A 26,122-nucleotide genomic window follows, 5' to 3' on the forward strand; every position below is an offset into this window, starting at 1 on the left:
AAGGGAGATTGATTATGAATAAAAATTTTGAAATTACGGAAATAACACAAATTTCAGATGATCTTTTGCAGGAGCTCTCACTTCTATTGATAAATGTAGTTGAAGGGGGGGCATCAGTTGGTTTTTTACCACCATTAAGTTTAGAAGATGCAAAAAAATATTGGAGAGAAGCATTGACGACAGGAGTTGTACTTTGGATTGCAAAGGTAAGGGGAAGGATACTTGGTACTGTGCAATTACATTTATGTCAAAAACAAAATGGAACACATCGTGCAGAAATTGCAAAACTTATGGTACATTCTGATTCCAGGAGAGAAGGATTAGGCAAGTACTTAATGGAGAATGCAGAGAAAAAAGCAAAGGCTGAACAGCGAAGTCTTATCACATTAGATACAAGAGCAGGTGATCCTTCAAACTTGTTATATAGGTCTATTGGCTACATCGAGGTAGGGCGAATACCTAAATATGCAAGATCTGATAATGGTAATTTACACGAAACTGTTTTTTATTATAAGCAAATGTAGTTTAGCTATAGTAACCCATTGCATGACCTGAAAAAATAATTAGCAGGTGTAAATATCAAATTATTTTTTTCTTTCCAACTTCATATTTGACTACTTCATGACCTGATTGTATTGCTTCTTTAATAAATGCTTCAGATAATAGATAACTATTACCACCAACTCTTGCGCTACAAATCAACATTAAAATATTTTTCTAGGTAAACAAAAAACGAGTGTAATCTAATGGCAGCTTTCAGATTTCACTATTAGCATATGAAGCAAGAAAATATGTATTCTGTTTAGATTATGGATACAATGTTTAAATTTTATGTAGCAACTGTTTTGTTTTAAAAATAAAATATTGATTTAGCATAAACTTTTTTTTATAAAGACATAATAAAATTATATAATAAATGGCAAGGAGGATTTAAATGGAAGCATTTAAGAGAATATTAAGTATAGCTTTACTTGCAATTATATTGGTTATAATGCTTGGAAATAACTCATATATGACTACGAATGCCAGCACAAACTATCGTCAAGGCTCTCCTGTTAGAGTAGGCTTATTTACAAGAGATCTTAATGATGATTACATTGTACTCCTTCGCAAAAATTTTGAAGATATCCAAAAGAATAATCCAGGAGAAGTTTCATTCTCTTTTTATAATGCCAATTTTAATCAATCAACGCAAAACACAGATATTGAAAATGCACTTCACAAGGGTATTGATCTTATATTACTAGATATGGTTAATCTACTTGAAATACGAGAAATGATTAACAGAATTTCACAATTTAACATCCCAGTAGTAGTTTTTAATAGAGTACCATTTTCAATGGAGGCAATTAAATCATATAAAAAAGCTTTTTATGTAGGAACAGATTCAGCACAAGGCGGCACTTTGCAAGGGAAAATGATTGTTGATGCTTGGAACAAGCATAAAGAATTAATTGATAAAAATAAAGATGACACATTACAATACGTATTACTAGTTGGTGAAAAACTTAATAAAACTTCCATTGATAGGTCAGCATACTCTGTTTCAACTATTAACGAAGCTTTTATAAAAACCGAACAACTTGCATCTCCTATTTTGAATTGGGATACAGCGTCTGCTAAAGATGCCGTTGATGCATTGTTTTTGAGATTTGGTAACAAAATAGAAGCGATAATTTCAAATGATGACTCTATGGCAATTGGTGCTGTTCAAGCGTTGCAAAAATATGGCTACAATACTGGAAATAAATCTCAGTCGATCATAGTTGTTGGTCTAGATGGAGTATCTGAAGCTAAAGAACTAGTTTCAAAAGGCTTTATGTTGGGTACTGCATCACAAGAAACAGCTGATATGACTAATACAATATATACCGTAGGAATGAATTTAGTTAAAGATAGAAATCCTCTTGAAGGGGTATCCTATAAATCAGATGAAACAGGAGTGGCAGTTTTACTTCCATATGAACCATATACCGGACCAATGTTTCAATAATAATTAATTTACTAAAGGTGAAATTGAAATAGGTATACATTATTTTAACTTAGATATTTACTTAGGTTTTATTCTTGACTTGAAGTTAACTTTAGGTGATATAATATGTTAATATAACCAATATATTTATGGAATTGCGAGAAAGGCGATGATAATATGGTAAATGTTACGCTAGGAAGAACTGGGATAGTAGTAAATAGAAATGGATTTGGTGCTCTCCCTGTTCAGCGTGTCTCTAACGAAGAAGCAGTAAAATTGTTGAGGAAAGCTTACGATAATGGGATTAATTTTTTTGACTCAGCAAGAAGTTACACTGACAGCGAGTACAAAATTGGTCTTGCTTTAAGTGATGTTAGAGATAAAATAATTATTGCAACGAAAACACCATCAACTACTGTTGAAGGTTTTTGGAATGATTTAGAAAAGAGTCTTGCTATGCTTAAAACAGATTATATAGATATTTATCAGTTCCATAATCCAAGTTTCTGTCCTAAACCTAATGATGGGACAGGTCTATATGAGGCTATGCTAGAAGCAAAAAAACAAGGAAAGATTCGTTTCATAGGAATTACAAATCATAGATTACCAGTAGCTATAGAAGCTGTTGAATCAGGTCTTTATGATACATTACAGTTCCCATTTAGCTATCTTGCTGATAAAAAGGATGAGGATCTAGTAAATTTATGTAAAGAGAAGAATGTTGGCTATATCTGCATGAAGGCATTATCAGGTGGGCTTATAACAAGAAGTGATGCAGCTTACGCATACCTTTCTCAATTTGATAATACTTTACCTATCTGGGGAGTTCAAAGAGAAAATGAATTAGATGAATTTATATCATATATAGACAATCCCCCTGCAATGACAGAGGAAATTAAAGAATTTATTGAAAATGAGAGAAAAGAGCTTGTAGGTGAGTTTTGTCGTGGTTGCGGATATTGCATGCCATGTCCAGCAGGAATAGAAATTAATAATTGTGCAAGAATGTCCTTACTTCTTCGTAGATCTCCAACTGAAGGGCATCTTTCAGAGGAAGGCCAAGCTAAGATGAAAAAGATTGAAGATTGTATAGAGTGTGGTAACTGTAAGGCTCATTGCCCTTATGGTCTTGATACTCCAAATCTTTTAAAAAGAAACTATGAGGATTATAAAACATTTCTAAAAAACATAGGTTAAGCAATTATAGATAACCCAACTAAGACCTGAACTTATGCATATAACTCGCCGAAATGAATAATATACTTTTGTTCCAGTTTCTGGGTAATTTCACAAAAATATATTACCCATTTCTAGTTGGGATATATTTCATAGTATAAATCTAACTTATAATTGGCTTATCTATATAGATATCAAATCATACGCGTAAAGCTTAACCAGTAATCACCAAATTGTGGGGGGAAAGAGAGTATCCCATTAATTTTCCCTCTGTAGTTTGGCGTTTTCTTTTTTCTCGGTTACAGCTCCTTCCTAAACTTACTAGAACGTTAAGCTCATATCTTAACTAGAAATCATAAATATATTTTCATAGCTTTTCGGAATCAAAATATTTATGATTTCGGTAGATTATCACATAAATCTCAAATTATTGTTCTTTATTTTTCTATTTTTATAGATTTTCTACATAGCTTTTTAGCATATCTATAAAGGCCAATGTTCCTTTTGAGGGGATTATACCTTTTTGCATTACATATGAAAATGGACGAGTGTAAGTTTGTTTGGTTTTTAAAGTGGAAATTTCATTGTTTTTTAAAGAATTCTCAATTACAAGTGAAGAAATAAAGGTTATTCCTAAATTGTTTTTTACAGCTTCTTTTACAGAATAATTACTTCCAAAAACAATGATATTTTTAGCGTTAATATTATTATTTGATAAGAAGAGATTCAAATATTGCCTAGTACCAGATCCTATCTCTCTACTAATCCAAGTCTGATTTTGCAGATCCTCAGCTGAAAAATAGTTATTAACTAAGTAGTGATTGTAAGGAACAGCAACTTCCATTTTGTCAGTATAAAATTTTTCAATCGTAAAGTGGGAAGGAGGAACAGTGCCTTCAACTAGAGCAATGTCAACTTGAAAATTCTTAACTTTTTCGCATATGTTATGTGTGTTTTCAATTGTCACTTCTAATTCTAACTCAGGATAGGCCTTTGCAAATTTTCCTAAAAAGGCTGGTAGTAAGTATTCTCCTATAGTAAAACTAGCCCCTATATGCAGCTGACCTTTTACAACATTTCCATAACCTAATAGATCATTTTTAGTATCATTTAGTAGCTTAATCATTTGTTTTGAACGCTCATAAAGTAAAAAACCAGATTGAGTTATATTTATATTTTTCTGCTTTATTGAACGTTGAATTAAAGTTGTATTAAAATACTCCTCAAGGTGCTTAATATGTAAACTTACACTAGGTTGGGATAGATTAATGGATTCAGCAGCTTTAGTGAAGTTTTTATATTCAACAACTGCTATAAAAGTTTTTAATTCATCAAGCATAAGATCATCCTTTCTTAATCATTAATATTCTTAATCATTATTATAGAATATATATATTTTACTTATGATTATACACCTAATATACTAAAAATAGAAAAAGAAGTACTTCATATTCAGATAAATATTTTAGAAGGTGATATGAATGAGTTTAAATATAATTAAAGATAGGAAATTATCAAGAGGAATGGATAAGGTTTTAGAAGTTTTACCAGGAGTTATAATATGTACAATAATCGCATTTATCGCAAAGTATTTAAGTAATTATGTACCTAGCATAGGGGCGGCATCTCTAGCAATATTCATTGGGATGGCAGCAGGAAATACATTTTGTAATAGAAAAATATATCAAAAGGGATCAAAATTCGCGGAAAGTGAACTATTGTCATATTCTATAGTTCTGTTAGGCGGAACATTGGGAATTCAAACTATATTAAAATTAGGTTTTTCAGGAATATCATTTATAGTATTTCAAATGAGTATTACTATAGCACTTGTAATTTTAATTGGGAAAAAGCTTAAATTTTCAGAGAATTTTAGTTTTTTAATGGCAAGTGGAAATGCAGTTTGTGGATCTTCAGCCATAGCAGCTACTGCACCAGTAATAGGAGCGGGGGATAGTGAAAAAGGCATAGCAATAACTATAGTAAATGTTACAGGAACAGTATTGATGCTTGTTCTTCCATTTATAGCTAAAGTGATATTTTCATTAGAAACAATAAAAACCTCCGCTTTAATAGGAGGAATACTTCAATCTGTAGGACAAGTTGTTGGTAGTGCAAGTCTAGTAAATGAACAAGTTAAGGATTTATCTACAATATTTAAAATAGTAAGAATAATATTTCTAGTTGTTGTTGTATTAATATTAGGAAAAATGAAAAATAAATCTGGTAGAGTAGAAAGCGGAAAATTAAATTCAAAAATAAAAGTACCTTGGTATGTGTTGGCCTTTTTCCTTATGTGCTTAGCGTTTACTGCTGGAGTTTTTCCAATGAATATTTCTAATATATTTAAATTAATAAGTAGTAACTTTGAAGTAATTGCTCTTGCTGGAATAGGGATGAGGGTGAATTTTAGACAACTTATAAGAATAGGAAAGAAAGCTTCACTTTATGCTATAGCAATTGCCTTAATCCAAATAGTTTCAGCAATCTCACTTATCACAGTATTTTTGTAAAATGCTATGCTTTAATATAGTGTTGAAATGTAGCGTTATAAAAATTATAGGTGGGATTGCCCACCTGTGATACTTAATATAACAACATTGTTTATTAGTTTTTTGGCTAATTCATAAATTAATGTTTCATATTAATTCCTATCTATCTCAACTATTCTAGTCATATCTTCAAATAATATCTTTTCATCTATTGGACCTATTAACGTCTTTACCCTTGCAGAAGCTACAGCACCTCTAAAACTTCCGATTGAGTAAGATTTTATTCTACTATAATATTGATTTCCTGCTTCCATAGTTCTTTCTTTCAATTCAGGATCATTAGGAGCTTTACTCAATTCTAAAAGAAGTTTATAATAAATCTTTTTATAAGGATTAGATTCCCACATCGTAAAAACTACTTGAAATATAACAACTGCAATAGTTGCAATACATGCTATTAATACTTGTATTCCCATATATATTCTCCATCCTATAAATACAGAATAATTAACTATTGTTCATTAGATTACAGTTTTTAATAACACTTATTATAACATAACTTGCAAAATATAACACATACTATGTATACAAGGGGTCTCTATTTTTTAAATCCCTATGTAGAACATTAATATGCTCAAAATAAATTTTTTGATTTTTAACACGATTTAAGCGCTTATTCTATAATATATAATATAGTGTAGTGTAGTTGAAATATTATTTCTCCTTATTAAATAAATTTCACGACAAACTTAGAATGATTTATTAATTTTAATAAATCATTCTTATTTTAATTCCTAAATCATATGGCCTGAGAGATTAACATACAATAATTACAAAACAAATACTATTTTATAATTATTATATTGCAATTAAGCCCGCACGATTTAATCTTTGCTAAGTACTCAATTTACTAGAATTTTAAGGTGAATTCATTATTTCGACATACATACTGAATGATTTCCAATACAAGCAACTAAATAACAAGAATTATATTAATTTTGTTCTTATTGAAAATGATACTATTCATAATATAGATAAACAACTTAAGGATTTGATTTATACTTTGCGTCAAAATACCATATAAGAAAGCAGAAACATTTTTATGCAGCAGGCATTGAAAATGAGCTAGCCAAAGTACTTAATTGTAGGTTGTTCAACTAATGCTTGTCACAATGAAATTGGGAGCAAGCATTAGTTGGTGCAACCTGCAATTTAGCACTTTCAGCGAAATTTTCATAGTCCTGCGAAATAACAATGTTTCTGCTTTCGGTGGGTTGTCGCATAAGTCCGAATTTAAAGCTGAGTATCTATAATTAACCTATTGCTTTTTAGGATGAAACTTAATCGAACTTGTTTTTATCGGTAAATAATGCTTATTTGAAGCAATAGGAAATTCTGAATCTTTATAAAGAGTTTCCTGTATAAGATGAAATTGATTTTCTGGCGAAATTGGATACGTTTTAGCAGCAAAGTTTCCAGAAGTTGAATACTTTATTTCAACTAATATATCACTAGATATTTCGTAAATATCCTTTTCTAGAAATTCTAAAATCATATCCTCATTGTTTAAATCAAGATTAAATTTTGAAATAGTTTCAATTGGCAATAAAGTAAACGTATAAGCTATAGCTTGACCTTCAGATTTATACCATCTATCTATTAATACTACAGCAGCAGTTTTCTTTACAAGAATTTGATTAAAATAGTCAGTAGATGGCTCTATTCTTAATTGAATTTTAACTTCATCAATGACATCATTTATGCACTTGTATACGGGGTGTCCCATTGTTTCTAAACCAAGATCTTTTTTAGGCTTAGATTTTACTATAAAATTTCCCTTGCCTCTTATATTATTTACTAATCCATCATCTTGTAGTAGTGCAAGTGCCTGTCTTAGCGTAGTTCTACTAACACCAATTAATTTAGATAGTTCAGGTTCAGAGGGTAATCTACTTCCTTCGGGAAAAGTACCTTCATTTATCATTTTAAAAAGTTGATTATATACACTTACGTATCTTAATTCTTTTGGCTTTTCAACTATATCAAATTCATCATTCATAAAAATATCACCTTTCTACAGATATAACCCTGTCTAGACAAGTATACATATTGAATTACAAATTTTCAACTGAAATATTTGTTTTATACTTAATTATAACGTCAATTAAACAATATTGGCAATTAAATTATTAGAGTTATTTTGTGCACAGCCTGTCCTTCTAAAAGCTTGTACTAACAGCCTTTTAGCATAGTTTTAAAATTGAATGAATTTTCGGAATTTACCATGAATAAAATGCTTGACATGAAATAACAGACATGCTATTCTTTGAGTACAAACAATAATACAACTTAATAGACAAGTATTAAGGATGTCCAACATTTTTTAACGTAATGTTGAAACCGTATTCTGAAAGCGAATCGTGAAATAAATGGAGGTATTATAATGAATTATTCACAAGGTTCTGGGAAACAATATCATATAGATGTGAGAGAAGGAGATGTAGGTAAATACGTAATATTACCAGGGGATCCAAAGAGATGTAAAAAGATTGCTGCATACTTTGATGATCCAAAATTAATTGCTGATAATAGAGAGTATGTTACTTACACTGGATTTTTAGATGGTGTAAAAGTAAGTGTTACTTCAACAGGAATTGGTGGACCATCAGCTGCTATAGCATTAGAAGAACTAGTAAATTGCGGAGCAGATACTTTCGTAAGAGTTGGTACATGTGGTGGAATGGACATAAATGTTAAAGGTGGAGATGTAGTTATTGCTACTGGTGCAATTAGAGCAGAAGGTACTAGTAAAGAATATGCGCCAATTGAATTTCCAGCTATTGCAAACTTCGATGTTGCAAGCCTGCTCGTGCAAGCGTCTAAAGATTTAAATAAAAATTATCATGTTGGGGTAGTTCAATGTAAAGATTCATTTTATGGTCAACATTCGCCAGAAACTAAACCAGTAAGTTATGATCTTTTAAACAAGTGGGATGCATGGATGAAATGTGGATGCCTTGCTTCTGAAATGGAATCAGCAGCCTTATTTGTAGTAGGAAGCTATTTAAAAGTAAGAGTAGGTTCAGTATTTCTAGTTGTTGCAAATCAAGAACGTGAAAAGGCAGGACTTGAAAACCTACAAGTGCATGATACAGAAACAGCTATAGAAGTTGCAATTGAAGGAATTAGAAAATTAATAAAAGCTGACAAAGAGAGAGAAACTAAGTAAGAAAGTGTTTGATCTCTTGGAAAGGAATATGAAATGAAAGAGTATGAAGATATTTTAGAAAGAGCTTTTAAAGCTATGGAAAATGCATATTCTCCTTATTCAAATTATAAGGTTGGTTCTTGTGTTGTTACTAAAGATAATAAATACTTTATAGGAGCAAACATTGAAAATGCATCTTATGGTTTAACAAATTGTGCAGAAAGAAATGCAATCTTTCAAGCATATTCAAATGGGTATCGTAAAGAGGATGTAAAAGCAATTGCTATTGTAAGTGATGGAAATACGCTAGCAACTCCTTGTGGTGCATGCAGGCAAGTTTTAGTTGAATTATTAGAAAAACATACTCCAATAGTTTTATCTAATAAAAAGACTGAAAAAATTACTGATATCGAAGAATTATTACCAATGTCCTTTACAGAGGAAGATCTAAAATAATAAAATTTTAATTTGGGAATAAGTATTAAATATAAAATGAAATATAAACTTATATTAGTTTTGAAAGGATGGAGTTATGAAGAAATATAATAGAATTTTCACAATAGTAATAGATTCACTTGGAATTGGAGAAATGAGTGATTCAAAAGAGTATGGTGATGTTGGTGTAGACACACTTAAGCATATATCAGAGTCGGTAGATGAATTTAAGATTCCAAACTTACAAAAGTTAGGGTTAGCTAATTTACATCCAATCAAACATGTTGAAGCAGTTGAAAAGCCTTTAGCTCATTTTATGAAGATGAGGGAAGCAAGTGTTGGAAAAGATACAATGACTGGTCACTGGGAAATGATGGGGTTAAAAATAGAAACACCATTCCAAACATTTACTGATACAGGTTTTCCACAAGAGTTATTAGATGAACTTGAAAAGAGAACAGGTCATAAAATAGTTGGAAATAAAAGTGCTAGTGGAACAGAAATATTAGATGAACTTGGCGAACATCAAATAAAAACAGGAGATATGATCGTTTATACTTCAGCTGATTCTGTTTTACAAATATGTGGTCATGAAGAAACTTTTGGTTTAGATGAACTTTATCGTTGCTGTGAAATTGCAAGAGAATTAACTCTTAAAGATGAATGGAAAGTTGGAAGAGTTATTGCAAGACCATATTTAGGAATGAAAAAAGGTGAATTCAAACGTACAAGTAATAGACATGATTATGCTCTAAAACCATATGGAGCTACTGCATTAAATGTATTAAAAGATAATGGATTTGCTTCAATATCTGTTGGAAAAATAAATGATATATTTGATGGTGAAGGTATAACAGAATCAAATAAATCAAAAAGTTCTGTTCATGGAATGGAACAAACTTTAGAAATAATGGATAAAGAATTTAAAGGATCGTGCTTTGTTAACTTAGTAGACTTTGATGCTTTATGGGGACACAGAAGAAATCCAGTTGGTTATGCTGAAGAATTAGAAAAGTTTGATGTTAATTTAGGAAAAGTATTAGATAAATTAAAAGAAGATGATTTATTAATAATTACAGCAGACCATGGTAATGATCCAACTTATAAAGGATCAGATCATACACGTGAACATGTTCCTTTCTTAGCTTATTCTCCATCTATGACTGAAAGTGGATTAATGGAAACAAGCGATAGTTTTGCAGCAATTGGTGCTACAATAGCAGAAAACTTTGGAGTAAAGATGCCTGAGAATACAATTGGTGAATCAGTACTAAGCAAGTTAGTATAGTATTACAGGAAGGATATTTAACTAATGATGAGTACAGTTAATACGCTAAAGGAAAAATCACTTAAAGTTCTTCTTATAAATATTTTAATAGCGTTAGTTGGAGTTTCCCTTGTTGGATTTGGAATTGCATTTAATTCAGCTGCAATGCTTGGAAATGATGCAGTTGCAATTCTATATGATGGAGTTCGCAGTGCAAGTGGTCTTCCACAAAGCGAACTTGGAATGACAACAAATGTGGTAAATTACGCAATAATAATATTATCGTTATTAATTAACAGAAAGTATATAAATATAGGAACATTTATATATACTATTCCAATGGGAACCTTTGTTGGGATAGGTTCAAAGTTTTATGAATATATGAATTTGCCTAATGTTTTAGAGTGGAGAATATTAAGTTCTGTATGTGGATCCTTAATGCTGTTTACAGGATTAGGAATCTTTATAGCAATAAATATTGGATTAGATCCTTTTACAAGTTTAGCTATGATATTAAAAGACAAAATGAAATCTCAATATAGAACAGCAAAAGTAATTTGTGATGTTACATCGCTTATAATTGGTTTTATACTAGGAGGAAAAGCAGGGGCTGTAACAGTTATTGCAGCCCTAATAGGAGGGCCTTGTATACAATTTGCATCAGAGCTATTTAAAAAGTCAGTTCTAATGAAGATTAAAATAGGTAAAAAGAACATTTTACAATATTAAAAACAAGATTTTGGAGGACAGAAATATGACAAATGTACCAACTCCCCATAATGGGGCAAAGCTAGGAGAAATAGCAAAAACAGTATTAATGCCAGGAGACCCTTTAAGAGCTAAATTTATTGCAGAAAATTTTCTTGAAGATGTTACTCAATTTAATACAGTAAGAAATATGCTTGGATATACTGGAACTTATAAAGGAAAACGTGTCTCAGTTATGGGAGGCGGCATGGGAATGCCATCTATAGGTATTTATAGCTATGAATTATTTAATTTCTATGGTGTAGATAATATTATTAGAATTGGAACAGCAGGAAGTATATCTGAGAAATTGCACTTACGTGATGTTGTAATCGGTTTAGGTGCATCTACTAATTCTAATTACGCACACCAATATAGTCTGCCAGGAACTTTTGCGCCTATTGCAAGTTTTGATTTAGTTAGCAGTGCAGTTGAAGCAGCAAAAGAAAACAATATAAATGTTGTTGTAGGAAACATATTATCTTCTGACACTTTCTATAGTGCTGATAAAACAGCAACAGAAAAGTGGAAGAGCATGGGGATTTTAGCTATAGAAATGGAAGCAGCTGCACTTTATATGAATGCTGCAGAAGCAGGAAAGAATGCGCTATGTTTACTTACAATTTCAGATTCAGTATTAACAGGAGAATCACTTTCAGCAGAAGATAGACAATTAAGTTTTACAGAAATGATGAAAATTGCTCTTGAAATAGCAAAATAATAAAGTTTATAGGAGGAAGTATCATGAAAAAAGTAATTGCATTATTAATGACAACAATGATTATGGGAACTATGGCTGGTTGCGGATCAAGTGGAAACAAGACAACTGATAAAGGAACTACAGGTGGTAATAAGGAATTTAAAGTTGCAATGGTAACCGATACAGGTGGTGTAAATGACCAATCTTTCAATCAATCTTCATGGGAAGGATTGCAAAATTTTGAAAAGAATAATGCTGGAGGTAAAGCAAGCTATCTTGAATCTAAGCAAGAATCAGATTATGCTACAAATCTAGATAAAGCTGTTGATGCTGGTAATAAAGTAGTTTGGGGTATTGGTTTTGCAATGTCAGATGCAATAACAAAGGCAGCAAAAGCAAATCCAGATGTTAGTTATGCTATAGTTGATAATTCATATGGAGATGATACTCCAGCTAATGTTACAGGCGTTATGTTTAATGCACAAGAACCTTCATTTATGGTAGGTTATGCAGCTGCTAAAACAACAAAAACAGGTAAAGTTGGGTTTGTTGGTGGTATAAAAAGTGGAATTATAGATCAATTCCAATATGGATACCAAGCTGGTGTTCAATATGCAGCAAAAGAATTAGGTAAAGATATTACTGTAGATGTTCAATATGCTGAAAGTTTCTCTGACGCATCAAAGGGTAAAGCAATTGCAAACAAGATGTTCTCTTCTGGATGCGATATCGTATTCCATGCAGCAGGTGGAGTTGGTGTAGGTGTAATTGAAGCAGCTAAAGAAGCAAATAAATTTGCAATAGGTGTTGACCGTGATCAAGCATATTTAGCTCCTGATAATGTATTAACATCAGCATTAAAACTTGCAAGTGTTGCGGTTGAAAATGTTTCCAAAGAAGCTATGAGTGGAAACAAAATTGGTGGTAAAACTTATACTTATGGATTAAAAGAAAATGCTGTAGGAATTCCGACTGAAAACAAAAATATGGATCCAGCAGTATATAAAGCAACTATGGAAGTTCAAGACAAGATTAAAGCTGGTACAATAGTTCCACCTTACAATGAACAAACTTACAATGACTTTTTAAAAAAATAATAATTTAAACTTAAAGTAGATAATAACTATTAAGACAGTAGTGGAGGTAGGCTTTGCTGGTAACTTAACGGTTTGCCGGCAAAGCCTTATATAATAGAGGAGGATTAGGTATGGAAATTAGCAAACAATATGCAGTACAAATGCGTGGGATTACAAAAACGTTTGGCTCGTTCTGTGCTTTAGATAATATCAACCTTGATATTAAAAAAGGTACAATTCATGCACTACTAGGAGAAAATGGTGCAGGCAAAAGTACACTTATGAATATCCTTTATGGATTGTATCAAGCTGATCAAGGTGAAATATATCTTAATGGTGAAAAGATAAATATTAAAAATCCTAATATAGCTATTGAAAATGGAATAGGAATGGTTCATCAACACTTTATGTTAGTTGAAAATTTTACAGTAACACAAAATATAGTGTTAGGTAGTGAAATTACAAAAAAATGTGGAATATTAGACATGAAAAAAGCCCGAGAAGAAATATTAAACATTGTTAAAAAGTATGGATTAGATGTAGATCCAGATGCAAAAATTGAAGATATTTCAGTAGGTATGCAGCAGCGTATTGAGATATTAAAAGCTTTATATCGTGGAGCTGATTTATTAATATTGGACGAGCCGACAGCGGTTCTTACTCCACAAGAAATTCAAGATTTAATAGGCATCATGCATAACCTTATTGCTGATGGAAAAACAATAATTATAATTACACACAAATTAAAAGAAATAAAGGAGTCTTCTGATGTTTGTACAATAATACGTAGAGGAAAATATATAGATACGGTAAATGTTAAGGAAGTAACAAGAGAAGATCTTGCAACAATGATGGTAGGTCATGCAGTCAAGTTAATCGTTGACAAAGAAACTGCAAAACCAGATGAGGTTGTTTTTGAAATAGATAATTTAACTGTAAAAGATGAAAGAAAGTTAGATGCAGTTAAAGATTTATCACTTAAAGTACGTAAAGGTGAAATCGTTGGTATTGCAGGAATTGACGGCAATGGACAAAAAGAATTAATTGAAGCTATAACTTGTCTTGCTAAATCCGAAAAAGGTACCATTAAAATAAATGGAGTAGAGATACAGAATACTACAGTGGAAAACGTTATCAAAAATAAAGTTTCAACAATACATGAAGACAGGCAAAAACGTGGGCTTGTACTAGATTTTAGTGTTGCTGAAAATATGGTAATAGAAAAATATAAAAGTGAACCATATTGTAAGAATGGATTATTGGTTAAAGATAAAATTATGGCTCATACTAAGGAGCTTATAAATCAGTATGATATAAGACCTGATAACTGTGAATCAGCACCTATCAGAGGGCTATCAGGGGGAAATCAGCAAAAAGTTATAATTGCAAGAGAAGTATATAATGATCCAGACTTATTAATTGCAGTGCAGCCAACTCGTGGACTTGATGTAGGAGCAATTGAATATGTTCATAAAACATTAATAAGAGAAAGAGATAAAGGAAAAGCTGTTCTTTTAATTTCATTAGAACTTGATGAAGTTATGAATGTTTCAGATACTATAGCTGTAATTTCGGAAGGAAGTATTGTAGGTACTTTTAAACAAGGTGAAGTTGATGAAAATACAATAGGCTTGCTAATGGCGGGAGGTAAACATAGTGAAGATAGTAGTAAAAATTCTTAAAAAACCAGTTACTTCAACATTCATTGCAATATTCTGTGGATTTATTGTTGCATCAATAGTACTAGGTGTTGCTGGTTATAATCCTATAGATGCTTTTAGTGCACTTTTTGGAGGGATTTTTTCAAAACCTAAATATATATCTAATACAATTATTAAGGCCACTCCTATTATTTTAACTGGTTTAAGTGTTGCATTTGCTTTTAAAACAGGATTATTTAATATTGGAGCGGAAGGTCAATATATAGTAGGTACAATTGCATCAACTATAGTTGGAATCAAATTAAATTTGCCAGCAGTATTGGAAATTCCTTTAGTAATTTTAGCTGGTGTAGCTGCTGGAGCAGTGTTTGGTGGTATTGTAGGAGTTCTTAAGGCGAAATTCGGAATACATGAAGTTATAACCAGTATAATGCTGAATTGGATTGCATTATATTTATCTAATTTCGTTGTATCAACAGATGTATTTCACCAACCAGATTCAACAAGCACTTATATGATTAATGAATCTGGATTTACTACTATACTTGGCAATTGGAAGACTTCTGATGCTGGAATGGAATTTCTTTCTCATCACAAATGGTTATCAGAAGTTTTGCTAAAAACAGATGTTAATATTGGAATTATTGTTGCTATTATAATGGCTGTAGTTATATCGATTTTATTATATAAATCAGCAAAAGGTTATGAATTACGTGCAGTTGGATTAAATAAAGATGCAGCAGAATTTGCTGGAATAAATGTTAATCGTAATATAATTCAATCAATGGTAATTGCAGGTGCATTATCAGGTCTTGCTGGAGCACTAGCTATTACAGGCACAGCACCTCATAAGTTATCTACTATGGCTGCTTTTGAAAATAATGGATTTAACGGATTATCAGTTGCATTAATTGCAGGAAGTTCACCTATTGGTTGTATCTTTGGAGGATTGTTATATGGTGGATTACTATATGGAGGCCAATCTGTACAATCTGCAATAGGTGCACCATCGGAAATAATAAATATAATGATAGGTACTATTGTATTTTTCGTAGCATTAACTAAGATTGTACCTGCTTTAGCTGACAGACTTTTAAAGAGAGGTGAGAAGAATGTTAAATAGTATTGCACTATTAATAGGTATTACACTAATGTATTCAGCACCGTTAATATTTGGAGCATTAGGTGGAGTTGTTTCTGAACGTTCTGGAGTTGTAAATATCGGAATTGAAGGTATGATGACTATAGGTGCATTTACTGGTGCGGCAGTAGGATATTATTCTGGAAATGCATGGCTTGGATTTTTAGCTGCAGGAATTGCAGGGGGAATAATGGCTTTATTACATGCAGTTGCATCTATAACATTCAATGCGGATCAGACAATATCAGGTATTGCTATAAATTTATTGGGTGCAGGTTTCTCTTTATTTACATGTAGGTTATTATTTGAGGGAGCTACTATGACTAAACCAGTAGCTACTAAATTGCCTAAAGTACTTGGAGTAGATATTACAGTTTTTATAGCACTTATAATTACAGTAGTTATTTGGTTCATTTTATATAAAACTAAATGGGGACTTCGTATTCGTGCTGTAGGAGAGCATCCAGCAGCGGCAGATACTCTTGGAATAAGTGTAACTAGAACTCGCTATGTATGTGTTCTAATTTCTGGAATACTAGCAGGGTTTGGTGGAGCATCTATGACGCTTGCAATAATAGCACAATTTACTCCAACAGCAATTAGCGGTCAAGGTTTTATTGCATTAGCAGCAGTTATTTTTGGTAAATGGACTCCACATGGCGCATACGGGGCTTGTTTATTATTTGGATTTGCTCAAGCATTAACAGTTGTATTAGGTGGTGGAACCTTTGCTATTCCTTCGCAAATACTTGCAATGCTACCATACATTTTAACAATTGTAGTATTGATTCTTTTTGTTGGAAAATCAGTTGCACCAAAAGCTGATGGAGTTCCTTACGAAAAAGGTACTCGTTAATAGAAAGAAGAAACATTGTTATTTCACAGGACTGCGAAAATTTCGCTGAAAGTTCTAAATTGCAGGTTGCACCACTAATGCTTGCTCCCAATTTCATAGGGAAGTTCGACAACCCAAAATAAAATTTTGGACTCTCACTTAACAAGCGTTAATTGAACAACCTTTAGCGGAAACTCGACTCACATACGTTCGTTGAGTAAGTTATAAGTGAATCACTTGTCACCACCTGTAATTTGTCACCAGTATCAACTTGTTATTTAATCAATCTAAAAAATAAACTGCATGATATAATTCCAATAACATTACAAGAATTTCATTCGTAATTGTGAATTACGAAATGTGCATTGTGAATTGTAAATTGTAAAATATATAGTTATAAAATAAATTTAAGGAGTAATGAAATATGAATATTGCTAAATATATAGATCATACGATATTAAAACCAGAAGCAACAGTAGAAGATGTAAAAAAATTATGCAGAGAAGCTAAAGAATACAATTTTGCTTCAGTTTGCGTAAATGGATGTTATGCAAAATTAGTAAGTACTGAACTTGCAGGAAGTGAAGTAAAAACTTGTGTTGTAGTAGGATTTCCACTTGGAGCTATGACAAAGGAAGCCAAAGCATTTGAAACATCTCAAGCTATTGAAAATGGTGCGAGCGAAATAGATATGGTTATAAATGTAGGGGCACTAAAGTCTAAGGATTATAAATTTGTAAAAGAAGATATAGAAGCAGTCGTAAATGCAGCTCAAGGAAAAGCTTTAGTTAAAGTTATTATTGAAACATGTTTATTAAGTGATGAAGAAAAAGTTAAAGTCTGTGAGATAGCTAAAGAAACTAAGGCGGATTTTGTTAAGACATCAACAGGATTTTCTACTGGTGGAGCAACTAAAGAAGATATTGCTTTAATGAGAAAAACTGTTGGACCAGATTTAGGCGTAAAGGCATCAGGTGGAGTTAGAGATTTTAAAGCTGCTATGGAGATGATAAATGCTGGAGCAAGCAGAATAGGATCAAGTAACAGTATTGCCATTGTTAATGAGAGCAAATAATTTTTAGGCTATAAGCTAAAGAAAAGATAAAATGATAAATTGTGATAAATATCTGGATAGAACCATGAGACAAAAAGTAATTCATGGTTCTATTATTTATATTACTCTGCAAATGAAAGAAGGTTTAGTAAGGAAAATAATTTAATTTTTTGTAGAGAATTATACTATTTTAAACCAATGTAGTGAGATAAGACTATATAAGGATTAATGTGAGTTAAAATGAATAGATTATAATTTTTAGATTTATTTATATAATCTGTAACATTATTGATAAATCTCTGTGACAGAACTGTAACAATAATTTCCTATAATTGAACCGAACAAGAGATATGCATTTAAAAAAGATGTGGAGGAGCAATAACAGAAGATAAGGAAACTGCTGTTATAGAAGCTTTCACTCCTTCAAAATAAAAAAACACGCTAACAAAATTTGGAGAGAGGATTAACATAAATTCTATAAATGAGTAAAATTTTAAGGTTAGTTATGCAAATGAATAACTAGCCTATTTGATTTAATTGGAAAAAAATAAAACATTGTATAACGATGCTATATGATGCACACTTTGTATAAAAAGGAAATGTATAGGTATATGTGGTTAAAAACTAAATATTTATAATCTAAATTAGTAGTATGATAATAAAAAAAATATATATATGTTGTAAAAATAATTCTTCATCATAATTCTAAAAATATTACAAGAATTTTAGCCATAATTGTGAATTGTGAAATGTGCATTGTGAATTGCAATATATATAAATAAAAAAATATAAAATTGTCATAACTAGAAAAATTTATGTCGAAATGCTATTATATTTTAACAATTTTTGATAAAATATAATTTAGTAAGGGTTTGAAATAAGCTGCAAATTATTATAAACTTTAATTTTTTATTATAAAGGGAGATGGTATACTGATGATAAAGAATGTATCCATAAAAACAAAATTATTAATTGGCTTTATGAGTATGGTTATACTAATTGGTATAATTGGTTTCTTCGGAAAGTTTGGTCTATCAAATACTGAGAGCAGTATAGAACAAATATATTCTGATGATTTAAAAAGTATTGATGAAATACATTCGGTTAAAGAGAATTTTTTAATTGAAATTAAAATTGTTAATGATGTAGTTCTAGAACAGGATAATTCTAAGGTACAAACAGCGCTACAACAACTTGATCAAATCAAAACTAAAAATTCAGCTGTAGTTGAAGCTTTTGGTAATATCAGTATGTCAACTGATGAGAAGAAAGAGTTTGATGATCTTAATTCTATTTTAGGAGATAAGTTTGCAACTGAAAAAGACAATCTTTTTGAGTTACTTAAAAATGGGAATTATTCAGAAGCAAAAATTAAATTATCTGAAATTAACCAAACTACAGAAATTATATCAAAACATCTTGATAACTTGGTTGAAATAAACCAAAAACAAGCAGATGAAGCTTATAGCAGTGCAAAAGAAAACTATCGTACAACAACTCATATAATGCATGCAATTCTAATAGTAGGGATTATTTTGGCGATTGCTATAGGGACAGGATTATCAATATATATATCGATGATGATTAAAAAGGGTTTATTATTTGCTGAAGCTTTAGGAAACGGAGATTTAACATATTCAATAGAAAGTAAAAACAATGATGAATTAGGATTATTAATTAGGGCATTAAATAATGCAAAAGAAAAAATTAAATCAGTGATTGAAAATATTGTGATTCAGGCTCAGGGTGTAACAGCATCTAGTGAAGAATTATCTGCTACATTAGAAGAATTATCAAGCAATTTTGAAAGCATAGATAAGAACACATCTGGAATAGTAGAAAATATACAAGGCATAAATTCAATTACAGAAGAGTTAGCTTCAACAATGGAGGAAGTTAATTCTGGAATAACTCAGCTGGCTTCGAATTCAACTGAAAGTAGTCATCAGTCTATCGAAATTAAGGAAAGAGCTACTGAAGTAAAGGAAACTGGAATTAACTCTATGAAAGCTACAGATGAATTGTATGAAGAAAAGCAAAATAATATACTTAATGCAATAGAGCAAGGAAAAGTAGTTAGTGAAATAGGTATAATTGCACAATCAATAGCATCAATAGCAGAACAGACAAATTTGTTAGCCTTGAATGCAAATATTGAAGCTGCAAGGGCTGGAGAACAAGGAAAAGGATTTGCAGTGGTTGCAAATGAAGTAAGGATACTTGCTGAGCAATCAGCAGATTATGTTAAGAATATTCAAAATGTAGTTTCAAATGTTCAGGCTGCCTTTAATAATCTATCAGGTAATTCAAAGGAGGTACTACATTTTGTTAATGAGAATGTTAAAAAAGATTATGATTTATTGATTGAGACAGGAAATAAATATGAAAATGATGCTGCATATATTAGTGATTTATCACAAAATATTGCATCAATGTCACAGGAGTTAAATGCATCTACAGAAGAGATTTCTGAAGTTGTACAAACTATTGCTGAAAATATGAAAGATACTAAAAACAGTTCGGAGGAAATTAAAGTAGGTATAGATGAAACTAATAAAGCAATAGAACAGGTTGCTAGAGTAGCTCAAGATCAAGCAGAAACAGCAGAAAAATTAACTGAATTGGTTTTAAATTTTAAAATATAAATAGGTTTAACAATCCAAGTGAATCTTAGGCATAACTAAGATCACTTGGATTGTTTTGTTAAATGGAAAATTTTTAATCATCAAAATTATTGATATGCTGCATTTAAAATTTCAATTTTACAAATGGATTAACCCCTCTTATAATAAGATAATCAACATCAAGGAGGGGAAAAATGAATAAAAAACTAAATACTATTTCTATAAGTGGACTGATGATAGGTCCAATTTTAGGTTCAGGTATTGTACTCTTACCAACTATAGCAATTCATATGATTGGAGACAAAGCTATTATTGCATGGATAATAACTATGCTTATGGGCATTATATTTGCTTACATATTTACAAAAATGAGTATACTAACTTTGAGTAATGAAGGGGTGAATGTGGTAATAGGTGAGAAGCTTGGACAAAATTTTAGGGAATTATCTTCGAATTATTTGACAGCAGCTGTCTGCTTTGGACCTGTGGCTGTTTTATATACGGCTTCTGGATTTATTTGTAATATGTTTCCGGGAGCAAATAATTATAGGACCCTTGTAATTTTTATATTATTATTTCTTAATATAGTCGTACTTCTAATGGGAATAACTGCAATGGGAAAAGTTACTTTAATACTTTCTTCACTTACTGGACTTATTCTTATTATAGGCAGTGTTTTTAATCTTTTAAAGCAGGATAATGTAACTTTTCCTAGTAGTATGCCACCAATTACAACTCTTGGCTCTACGCTTTTGTTATTGTTTTGGGCAATTATAGGGTGGGAAGTAATTGGAAGTTACGTTGAAGAGGTTATGAATCCAGAGAAAACGCTTATGCGTGCTATGAAAATAAGTTTATCAGCTGTTATTTTTATATATTTATTGACTACTTTTGCTTTGCAGAACAGTTTAGGAAATCAAATTATTACAAAAGAAACAGACATTAATGTGAGTTTGATTCTTATTCCTTTATTCGGTAACTTATCTTATATTGTTATGGGAATTGTAGCAGCTGGATTGTGTTATGCCACATTGATCATGATATTAGGCGCTGTTACAAGACAAATGGCTGCTAGAGCAGAAAATGGTATGCTTCCTGCTTTTTTAAGAAAGAAAGAGGAAGAAAGATCTCCTAAAAGAGCTTTATTAGTATTAACTATATTTCATTGCATACTTATTGTCCTCATTCATTACAACTATATTACTGTAGAATGGACAGTAGGAATTGCAAATACTTTCTTTATATGTAACGCACTTCTTGGACTTATTGCTAGTCTCAAATGTATAGATGGTATAATTTTAAAAATATCAATAATATTGTTGATTATAACATTAGTTATATTACTACTATTTTCATCACTATTAGGATGGATACTGTTGGTTCTAGTGAGTCTAATGAGTATGCCACAATTTCAGCAAAAATTAAAAAAAAGATTTTTAAAAGAAAGCTAAATTAGCTGTTTATTATGCAGCTAACCGAAATAAGGATTATGCTGTTGTTCCAGTTTCTAATGAAACATTTTATATTATGACCCTTGTGGTTACAAAAGCATAATTCTTATTTCTAGTTTGGATATATTTCATAGTATAAATATATCTTGTAATTGTATCTATATGTACATTATTTTGATATTTCAAATTTGATTTATGGTATCAAAAAGTATAAATATAATTATTTTGAAAAAAATAATTATTGAAGTATTGGGATTAGATTCTTCTTATTAGATGAATATATTTACAAAGTTGCTAAGATTTTAAATTCGTATCTTCACTAGAAATCATAAATATATTTGTAACTACAAGGGTCATAACAGTGCATCTTTGATTTGGTGAGAATTGTTTACTCAGCGAAATTTTCATAGTCCTGTGAAATAACAATGTTTTTACTTTCGGTGGATTATTTCATAAGTCTAAGTTATATATTGTTTATCTATAGGAAGAATCATGAACCACAGTAAAAATATTTTTAAGAAAGCAAAAGATACAAATGAAAGGATGTTTTATTATGAAGATTTATGGAAGTAATGTGTGTCCATCTACACTAAAGGCTATAGAGGAATTGAGAGAAAAAAATATTAGCTTTGATTATAGAGATTTTTGCGAAGATATAAAAGCTTTAAAGGAATTTGTTGCAATTCGTGATGAAAATTCACTATTTGATGATGTTAAAGATGAAAAGAGAATAGGGATACCATGTTTTATCTTGGATAATGGAGTTATAACACTTGATAAAAATTATGCAATAGAAGAATCTATGAAAAATAGATAGGGGAGTTTACATAGTAGAGGATTTTTAGATTGTATGCTAGTCAAATGGATAAAAAACAGGATTTCATTATTAATAAATAGTATGTTTTGATATAATGTTGAAATATAGCCTTGAAAATTATAGGTGGATTGTCCACCTATAATGCTGAATATTGGATATTTATTACATTACAAATATTTTCTTTGGTGAATAATATAAGAAGAACACAAACCATAACTTGAATAATAGAGTTATATCATAACTGTCTAAATATAACGTCTCACTTTATTCATATATTTTATATATTCTTCTCCGAATTTCTTAATACACCATCTTTCTTCTGAAAGAATAATCCAGTGTGCGGATACTTGAAAACAGATTAATAACGCAAGTAATATCAAGGAATGTGTTAGCAATGCACACCCTAAAAAATAAATAAAATATGCAATGTACATAGGATTGCGGGATACTCGGTATAATCCGTTTAAATTTATTCCATTCATTTTAGGCTTAGCATAATTTACTATAGATACAGCATATAAAATAATTCCTAAACTGTATACTCCTAAACCTATGTAAAACCAATCAGAGTCGGTTTTGATTTTGAGTAATAGTGGGTATAGTAAAATAAGTACGGTTGTAATTTGATAAACCCAGAATGCTACTTTTTCTCTTCCGATTAATGGAGCAAAGAAACCCGCACGTTTAAGTGATTCTTTGTCTATTATACTTAAAATCCCATACCTAATAAGTATTAGTGGTATTACTGTCAAAAATGCATTCATTTTACCCCACCTTTTAGTTTTTTGCTCTATATCATTTCTATTTTAGTTAGTTCGTCTTTTCTAACCATTGTTCATTAGATTATAGTTCTGTATAATACTTATTATAACATAACTTACAAAATCTCACACATACATTGGTTCTCTATTTTTTTAATTTTTTACTTTGGTATATGAATATGCTACATTGCTTTGAACTATAAAGTTTTTATGAATTAATTTTATAGGGCTTTTAGTGAGCATAATTTAATAGTGTTCATATTATATTATTATATTAATTGTAATTAGGGATACATATGAAGAAGTGTAAATGTAAGAAAGATAGAAAATGTAGAGGTAGTAAGAAAACAAATAAACAAAGGAAATCGCAATGCAATCCCAATCCATTTGCAGATGCAGTTATTCCACCATGTGCGGAATATTTAGAAAATGAAAATATATTGGTATTAGATGGAGAGTTGATTTATAGAAATGCTAATAAAATATATACATTTATTACTACAAGTGCTTCAAATAATGGTCCTACAGGTAGTTTAGGTGAAGCTCTTGAAACTAATGTTGAGATTAGCATTACAACATTTATAATTGGTTTATTTATTAATCAAGTTCAAATGGGTGTCATTAAGTATGACGAAACTAAACCAATTCACCCAGATGAAAAGATTGATTTACTAATACATGAATGTCTTCAAAATATATGTGAAGAAAATCAATCTGATGCAGAAATGAATGAAAAACCCAAGAAATCCCAAAGGGATGAAATGGGTGAAAAGTCAGATAAAAGCGAAGGAGATAACGAGTCTCAATCAAAAAATGCAGCAGAATTTAATTATATGTTAACATTCGTTATATCTAATGGAAATGCTATTGCGACTTTTGTAAACTATCAAATAAATATAACAGAACTTAATTATACTATATTATTGGCATTAAATAGATTAGAAGGAGATCCAGGATTATATTTTCCAAATAATAATTATGCAACACCTATACCAGTAAATCTTTATTTAGCGGGATTGAATATAAAATTTCCAATAGATAAAAATTGTTTCGAATAGAACTGTGTATCGTGAATTATATATTTCTAAATGTTAAAGTATAATCACTGCTGTCAGTATTAGGTATTTAAATATCGGTTTTAATGTCAATTATCTTGAGCATGCTACTAGGTTTAATTAGTTAGTTTTTACTAATAATCATATAATCGCCGCAAGTAAGTTGAACTACTTCCGCTCTTAAAGCCTTTGAAATATCATCAGTTAACTGCTTTTGCTCCTCTTGAGTTTGGGCAACTAAAATTAAGGGATTTCCATTTTGTGCCCTATCTTTAGATAGGGTTATATATGCTATTATTTCATAACCAGTATTATAAAAATCTGTACCCATGGTATTCCTGCCTTTCTACTTATTAATATTAGATTTCATTAAACTAGAACTCTTTTTTATACTCTCTAAAAGAGGTGTTTTCTTTATTGTTTCTATAAAAGAGCCTTCATTATAAATTATTGGGACTAGCATAACAGCGACTCTTCCTGTTTCGTAGTCACATTTAGTATAGTGATATCTTTTTAGTCCTAACATTCTGCACGCTTCAAATATTATGGCCTGCCTTTGACCGTGGTGATCAATTATTCTGTTGAAGTGCCTTTCATTTGGATAAATTATTGCCGCCATGCCGCCATCTTTAACTAAGTTTCTTGCTCTATCTGTACCTAAATGATTTGTAACAAATATATCATCTACATATAGTTCGGAATTTTTTACCGTTATCTTTGCTAACTTTACTTGAGCAATATCTCCGATAGATTTACCCTTTGAAAAATTTTTGAGTATATAAAAAATTATACCTCCAGCTAAAATACCGCTTAATATATTTATTAGAATGATGTTGTGAGGCACGAGGTGCATGGTTAAGCTAGTTAAAAAGGAAACTAACAATGATAAATAATTCCGCGCTTCAAAAGTTTTTGCAATGCCGTCAATGTAAGCTTCTCCTCTAAAAACATGTTCCACATTATCAAGATCTTGAAGACTTTCTTTTTCTATTTTTCGTACTTCTCTAAACTGCTCAGTAGCAAGAACTAGGAAGGTTATTGCTTCAAAGTTCCTTTCGAGAATAGCTGGAATTGCAATAGCGCCTATTCCAGAAGATATGAATCCAGCTACTAAATGAATTAAATATCCATTTGGATAGCTGGGATACTGCCTGTAATCAACTACTAGGGTAATATATCTAGCAGCAGTACCGCATAGTATTGGTATTAAGATTAAAAATATATAATACTGAGAAAGCATTTCTTTTTCCATATGAGCCTCCGAATATTTAGTAGTTAGAATATAAATAACCAATTTTATATATTAATTTTCTGCATTATATATAAAAAATATACAGTTATCTTGAAATTTGAGACCTATATAGATAAACCTACTATAATCTATACTTATGCGCATACCTCAACGAAATGAATAATATACTTTTGTTCCAGTTTCGGGGCAATTCTGATGGGTGATTCTAAGGCTATAAAGTTGCGCCCAAAGTGCTAGCCTCAAAGAACAAGCGCTCACAGAGAAAGTTCGAAGAACGAAATATAAAATTTCGATTCTCACTTCTTGAACTAGCACATTTGGAACAACTTATAGCCAAAGAATCACATCCATCAAAATTACCAATGAAACATTCCGCAAAAGTATATCACTCATTTCTG

Annotated in this window: 25 protein-coding genes; 18 read left to right on the forward strand and 7 right to left on the reverse strand. The window is 30.8% G+C overall.

Annotation, left to right across the window (positions count from 1 at the left end; translation table 11 throughout):
• Nucleotides 1–14: 14 nt before the first annotated feature.
• Nucleotides 15–524 (forward strand): GNAT family N-acetyltransferase, encoded by a 510-nt coding sequence (locus tag L1S46_RS06920; protein WP_238899614.1) that lies wholly within the window; start codon nucleotides 15–17, stop codon nucleotides 522–524.
• Nucleotides 525–579: 55 nt separating this feature from the next.
• On the opposite strand, the gene L1S46_RS26305 is transcribed toward L1S46_RS06920, so the two are convergent.
• The gene (locus L1S46_RS26305; RefSeq protein WP_275298970.1) at nucleotides 580–705 is read right to left on the reverse strand and encodes a hypothetical protein; all 126 of its coding nucleotides are present in this window, start codon (nucleotides 703–705) and stop codon (nucleotides 580–582) included.
• A 229-nt stretch (nucleotides 706–934) separates the two neighbouring features.
• Here L1S46_RS26305 and L1S46_RS06925 point away from each other — a divergent pair, with 229 nt between their 5' ends.
• Complete coding sequence (locus L1S46_RS06925; protein WP_238899615.1) at nucleotides 935–1,993, forward strand: galactose ABC transporter substrate-binding protein; 1,059 nt, start codon at nucleotides 935–937, stop codon at nucleotides 1,991–1,993.
• Nucleotides 1,994–2,149: 156 nt separating this feature from the next.
• The gene (locus L1S46_RS06930; protein ID WP_078116159.1) at nucleotides 2,150–3,169 is read left to right on the forward strand and encodes an aldo/keto reductase; all 1,020 of its coding nucleotides are present in this window, start codon (nucleotides 2,150–2,152) and stop codon (nucleotides 3,167–3,169) included.
• Between the two features lie 430 nt (nucleotides 3,170–3,599).
• Here the strand turns inward: L1S46_RS06930 and L1S46_RS06935 are convergent, their stop codons facing one another.
• The gene (locus L1S46_RS06935) at nucleotides 3,600–4,487 is read right to left on the reverse strand and encodes a LysR substrate-binding domain-containing protein (RefSeq protein WP_012059320.1); all 888 of its coding nucleotides are present in this window, start codon (nucleotides 4,485–4,487) and stop codon (nucleotides 3,600–3,602) included.
• A gap of 142 nt (nucleotides 4,488–4,629) precedes the next feature.
• Here L1S46_RS06935 and L1S46_RS06940 point away from each other — a divergent pair, with 142 nt between their 5' ends.
• Nucleotides 4,630–5,661 (forward strand): putative sulfate exporter family transporter, encoded by a 1,032-nt coding sequence (locus tag L1S46_RS06940; protein WP_238899616.1) that lies wholly within the window; start codon nucleotides 4,630–4,632, stop codon nucleotides 5,659–5,661.
• 131 nt (nucleotides 5,662–5,792) lie between these two features.
• Here L1S46_RS06940 and L1S46_RS06945 read toward each other — a convergent pair whose 3' ends face one another.
• Nucleotides 5,793–6,116 carry a hypothetical protein gene (locus tag L1S46_RS06945; protein ID WP_012059318.1) on the reverse strand — a complete coding sequence of 108 codons (324 nt, stop codon included), beginning with the start codon at nucleotides 6,114–6,116 and terminating at the stop codon, nucleotides 5,793–5,795.
• An 842-nt stretch (nucleotides 6,117–6,958) separates the two neighbouring features.
• Nucleotides 6,959–7,699, reverse strand: a complete 741-nt coding sequence (locus L1S46_RS06950) for a GntR family transcriptional regulator (protein WP_026888883.1) — start codon at nucleotides 7,697–7,699, stop codon at nucleotides 6,959–6,961.
• 384 nt (nucleotides 7,700–8,083) lie between these two features.
• Here L1S46_RS06950 and udp point away from each other — a divergent pair, with 384 nt between their 5' ends.
• The 13 genes from udp (at nucleotide 8,084) to L1S46_RS07015 (ending at nucleotide 22,656) form a co-directional block, all read left to right on the forward strand.
• Nucleotides 8,084–8,869: a uridine phosphorylase gene (udp, locus tag L1S46_RS06955; protein ID WP_012059316.1), complete on the forward strand. Its 786-nt coding sequence runs from the start codon at nucleotides 8,084–8,086 to the stop codon at nucleotides 8,867–8,869.
• A gap of 33 nt (nucleotides 8,870–8,902) precedes the next feature.
• Nucleotides 8,903–9,304, forward strand: coding sequence for a cytidine deaminase (gene cdd, locus L1S46_RS06960; RefSeq protein WP_012059315.1), 402 nt, complete (start codon nucleotides 8,903–8,905; stop codon nucleotides 9,302–9,304).
• Nucleotides 9,305–9,380: 76 nt separating this feature from the next.
• Nucleotides 9,381–10,571, forward strand: coding sequence for a phosphopentomutase (locus tag L1S46_RS06965; RefSeq protein ID WP_077831718.1), 1,191 nt, complete (start codon nucleotides 9,381–9,383; stop codon nucleotides 10,569–10,571).
• 24 nt (nucleotides 10,572–10,595) lie between these two features.
• The gene (locus tag L1S46_RS06970; protein WP_238899617.1) at nucleotides 10,596–11,279 is read left to right on the forward strand and encodes a YitT family protein; all 684 of its coding nucleotides are present in this window, start codon (nucleotides 10,596–10,598) and stop codon (nucleotides 11,277–11,279) included.
• A 25-nt stretch (nucleotides 11,280–11,304) separates the two neighbouring features.
• Nucleotides 11,305–12,018, forward strand: a complete 714-nt coding sequence (deoD, locus tag L1S46_RS06975) for a purine-nucleoside phosphorylase (RefSeq protein WP_026888887.1) — start codon at nucleotides 11,305–11,307, stop codon at nucleotides 12,016–12,018.
• A gap of 23 nt (nucleotides 12,019–12,041) precedes the next feature.
• Complete coding sequence (locus tag L1S46_RS06980; protein ID WP_238899618.1) at nucleotides 12,042–13,094, forward strand: BMP family ABC transporter substrate-binding protein; 1,053 nt, start codon at nucleotides 12,042–12,044, stop codon at nucleotides 13,092–13,094.
• A gap of 110 nt (nucleotides 13,095–13,204) precedes the next feature.
• Nucleotides 13,205–14,755 carry an ABC transporter ATP-binding protein gene (locus L1S46_RS06985; protein WP_275298971.1) on the forward strand — a complete coding sequence of 517 codons (1,551 nt, stop codon included), beginning with the start codon at nucleotides 13,205–13,207 and terminating at the stop codon, nucleotides 14,753–14,755.
• A complete protein-coding gene (locus tag L1S46_RS06990) occupies nucleotides 14,730–15,857 on the forward strand; it encodes an ABC transporter permease (RefSeq protein ID WP_238899619.1) in 1,128 nt (375 codons plus the stop codon). Before L1S46_RS06985 ends, L1S46_RS06990 begins: the two co-directional genes overlap by 26 nt.
• The gene (locus tag L1S46_RS06995; RefSeq protein WP_238899620.1) at nucleotides 15,847–16,731 is read left to right on the forward strand and encodes an ABC transporter permease; all 885 of its coding nucleotides are present in this window, start codon (nucleotides 15,847–15,849) and stop codon (nucleotides 16,729–16,731) included. The genes L1S46_RS06990 and L1S46_RS06995 overlap by 11 nt, the downstream gene beginning before the upstream one ends.
• A 403-nt stretch (nucleotides 16,732–17,134) precedes the next feature.
• Complete coding sequence (deoC, locus tag L1S46_RS07000) at nucleotides 17,135–17,785, forward strand: deoxyribose-phosphate aldolase (protein ID WP_238899621.1); 651 nt, start codon at nucleotides 17,135–17,137, stop codon at nucleotides 17,783–17,785.
• Nucleotides 17,786–18,699: 914 nt separating this feature from the next.
• The gene (locus tag L1S46_RS07005; protein ID WP_238899622.1) at nucleotides 18,700–20,409 is read left to right on the forward strand and encodes a methyl-accepting chemotaxis protein; all 1,710 of its coding nucleotides are present in this window, start codon (nucleotides 18,700–18,702) and stop codon (nucleotides 20,407–20,409) included.
• 173 nt (nucleotides 20,410–20,582) lie between these two features.
• Nucleotides 20,583–21,839: an APC family permease gene (locus L1S46_RS07010; protein ID WP_023974972.1), complete on the forward strand. Its 1,257-nt coding sequence runs from the start codon at nucleotides 20,583–20,585 to the stop codon at nucleotides 21,837–21,839.
• Between the two features lie 553 nt (nucleotides 21,840–22,392).
• Nucleotides 22,393–22,656, forward strand: coding sequence for a hypothetical protein (locus tag L1S46_RS07015; protein ID WP_023974971.1), 264 nt, complete (start codon nucleotides 22,393–22,395; stop codon nucleotides 22,654–22,656).
• Nucleotides 22,657–22,901: 245 nt separating this feature from the next.
• Here the strand turns inward: L1S46_RS07015 and L1S46_RS07020 are convergent, their stop codons facing one another.
• Nucleotides 22,902–23,420, reverse strand: coding sequence for an isoprenylcysteine carboxylmethyltransferase family protein (locus L1S46_RS07020; protein WP_017213123.1), 519 nt, complete (start codon nucleotides 23,418–23,420; stop codon nucleotides 22,902–22,904).
• Between the two features lie 293 nt (nucleotides 23,421–23,713).
• Between L1S46_RS07020 and L1S46_RS07025 the strand changes: the two genes are divergently transcribed.
• The gene (locus L1S46_RS07025) at nucleotides 23,714–24,475 is read left to right on the forward strand and encodes a hypothetical protein (protein WP_023974970.1); all 762 of its coding nucleotides are present in this window, start codon (nucleotides 23,714–23,716) and stop codon (nucleotides 24,473–24,475) included.
• A 121-nt stretch (nucleotides 24,476–24,596) separates the two neighbouring features.
• Here the strand turns inward: L1S46_RS07025 and L1S46_RS07030 are convergent, their stop codons facing one another.
• Both L1S46_RS07030 and L1S46_RS07035 read right to left on the reverse strand, forming a co-directional pair.
• Nucleotides 24,597–24,803, reverse strand: coding sequence for a hypothetical protein (locus L1S46_RS07030; RefSeq protein ID WP_012059301.1), 207 nt, complete (start codon nucleotides 24,801–24,803; stop codon nucleotides 24,597–24,599).
• A 15-nt stretch (nucleotides 24,804–24,818) separates the two neighbouring features.
• A complete protein-coding gene (locus L1S46_RS07035; protein ID WP_238899623.1) occupies nucleotides 24,819–25,724 on the reverse strand; it encodes a YIEGIA family protein in 906 nt (301 codons plus the stop codon).
• Nucleotides 25,725–26,122 lie beyond the last annotated feature (398 nt).

Source organism: Clostridium sp. YIM B02500, assembly GCF_022324665.1.
GTDB lineage: Bacteria > Bacillota > Clostridia > Clostridiales > Clostridiaceae > Clostridium > Clostridium beijerinckii.